This is a genomic window from Bacillus sp. SIMBA_074, from assembly GCF_046534555.1.
In the GTDB taxonomy this organism is placed as follows: domain Bacteria; phylum Bacillota; class Bacilli; order Bacillales; family Bacillaceae_G; genus Bacillus_A; species Bacillus_A mycoides.
The window spans coordinates 1-244 of the sequence record NZ_JAWRYM010001075.1; the positions used below are offsets into that span (position 1 = coordinate 1).

1 protein-coding gene is annotated in these 244 nt (G+C 72.1%); it reads left to right on the forward strand.

Annotation, left to right across the window (positions count from 1 at the left end; translation table 11 throughout):
* Nucleotides 1-244: hypothetical protein (locus SB773_RS34065; RefSeq protein ID WP_486304339.1), on the forward strand; the 244-nt coding region annotated here is incomplete at both ends.

A 244-nucleotide genomic window follows, 5' to 3' on the forward strand; every position in this document is an offset into this window, starting at 1 on the left:
CGGCGTGAATCGCAACACCGCTGTGGCTGCGTACCGCCAGCTCGCTCAGGCCGGTCTCGTGGTCTCGCGCGGGCGTGCCGGCACCGTGGTCGCGGGCCACGAAACCGTGGCGCAGGAGGGTTACGCCCCCGACACTGTCCTCCGGGACATCGGCACCGGCAACCCGGACCCACGCCTCATCCCCGATCCGGCACCCGCACTGATGACCATCGCCTCGCGCCCCGTCCTCTACGGCGAGCCCGTG